Source organism: Bradyrhizobium nitroreducens (genome assembly GCF_002776695.1).
GTDB classification, from domain to species: Bacteria; Pseudomonadota; Alphaproteobacteria; order Rhizobiales; family Xanthobacteraceae; genus Bradyrhizobium; species Bradyrhizobium nitroreducens.
The window spans coordinates 5,769,451-5,769,665 of sequence record NZ_LFJC01000003.1; positions in this window are offsets into that span (position 1 = coordinate 5,769,451).

The following is a 215-nucleotide window of genomic DNA, read 5'->3' on the forward strand; positions in this document are numbered from 1 at the left end:
TCCTTCTAGCTCGACACTCTCGGTAGGCGCTGCCGGTCTGACAACCGGCTTCTTGGTTGGTATTGTTATCGGCGCTGATCTGTCTTGGTTCGCAGCATTAGCTCTAGATTTCAGTGATCCGGCCCGCATTTGTCGAACGATGCCGTTGCTGGTGGCGACCAGGATCTGTTGTCCGAGCGCATGGGCGCTTCGTGCGGGATCCGCCGCGGGGGCAA